Consider the following 1,566-nt stretch of genomic DNA (forward strand, 5'->3'; position numbering starts at 1 on the left):
CCTCCGACCCGGCCGCCGTCTCCCTGTGCCTCGCCGACTTCGAGACGGTCTGGGAGCGCGCCATCCCGCACGAGATGTACACCGTCTAAGCCGCCAGTAGCCCATGACCGCCTCCCCGTCGTCCAGCGCACAAGCAGCCCGCGAGGCGCTGGCCGTGCGCTTGCAGCACCTGCGCAAGGACGCCGGCCTCACCGGGAAGGACCTCTCCGCCCGGTGCGGCTGGCACCCCGCGAAGACCACCCGCCTCCAGAAGGGCGACGCCCCGCCCTCCGACGCAGACATCCGCGCCTGGTGCGCGGCCTGCGGCGCCGAGGACCAGGCCGACGACCTCATCGCCACCGCCCGCGCCGTCGACTCGATGTACCTCGAGTGGCGCCGCCTGCACCGCAGCGGCATGCGGAAGGTCCAGGAGGACTGGAACAGCCTGCACGAGCGCACCCGCGTCTGCCGGGTCTACGTCTCCAACGTGCCCCCGGGCTTCTTCCAGACGCCCGCCTTCGCGACCGCCCTCATGGAGCGGATCACCGCTTTCCAGGGCACCCCGAACGACGTCTCCGAAGCAGTCGCGACCCGGATCGCCCGCTCCCGATTTCTCTACGAGGGCGGCCATCGCTACGTCGTCCTCATGGAGGAGTCCGTCCTGCGCTTCCGCACCGCCGACCCTGACGCGATGCGCGGACAGCTACGCCACCTCCTGGCCGTGATGCCGCTCGCCTCGGTGTCGCTGGGCATCATCCCGTTCACCGTGCAACGCATCATGTGGCCGCTGGAGGCGTTCTACCTCCACGACAACGACGTGGCCGTGGTGGATACCCTGACAGTAGAGATCAAGGTGAAACAGCCGCGCGAACTCGCCGACTACACCAAAGCCTTCGCCGGCCTCGCCGAGATGGCCGTCTACGGCGACGACGCCCGCGCCCTCATCAAGGCCGCCCTCGACGCCCTCGAGTGAAGTTCCGCAATCTCCCGCAACATCGTTGAGAAGCGCATCCCGCGCTGCGTAGCCTCAATGCCCCCTTGACGGACCACCAGCCGAAGGCGGGACCGCATGCGCGCACACAACCCACCACCACGCCCGACGAAGGCCGCAGCCTCCAGCCACCAGGCCACGGACAACCGTCCCCGGCCCTCCTGTCCCGCGCCGACCAGGGCTACGCCCGCTTCCTCCGCCGGCACAGCACCGACCAGAACGCTCAGCACGAGACCGGCCAGGAACACCACCGGTGAACCACCGCCCCCGGACCAAGCCGCCGGGCCGGCCCCCTCCGCGTACACCGTCCTGCACGACCCCGAGGACCTGATCGAGGAGCAACTGCCCCTCGACCGCCACCCTTACGAGAGCCTCGTCAAAGCCGTCCTCACCTGGACCACGCAGGACACACTCACCAGCTGCGACTACCAGCAGATCGCCCTCCAGCTCACCGGCCACGCCCGCGCCGTCGCCTCCGACGTCCGCCGCCAGGCCGACCGACTACCGAAAGGCACCGGGGAGCGGCCGAGCGCCGTGGACCTGCGCCGGGAGAGGTACGTGTGCCTGACCTCGCGCGACTGGGGCACAGCGCGCTT

General features: G+C 70.1%; 2 protein-coding genes. Both read left to right on the forward strand.

The window, feature by feature from the left end; all coding sequences use genetic code 11:
- Positions 1-103 precede the first annotated feature (103 nt).
- Positions 104-952, forward strand: a complete 849-nt coding sequence (locus ACFXG1_RS33135; protein ID WP_384745887.1) for a helix-turn-helix domain-containing protein — start codon at positions 104-106, stop codon at positions 950-952.
- Positions 953-1,048: 96 nt separating this feature from the next.
- Positions 1,049-1,566 (forward strand): hypothetical protein (locus ACFXG1_RS33140; protein WP_384745889.1); only part of this gene is annotated, 518 nt, incomplete at its 3' end.

The sequence above is a fragment of the Streptomyces sp. NPDC059248 genome, from assembly GCF_042753905.1.
Classification (GTDB): Bacteria; Actinomycetota; Actinomycetes; order Streptomycetales; family Streptomycetaceae; genus Streptomyces.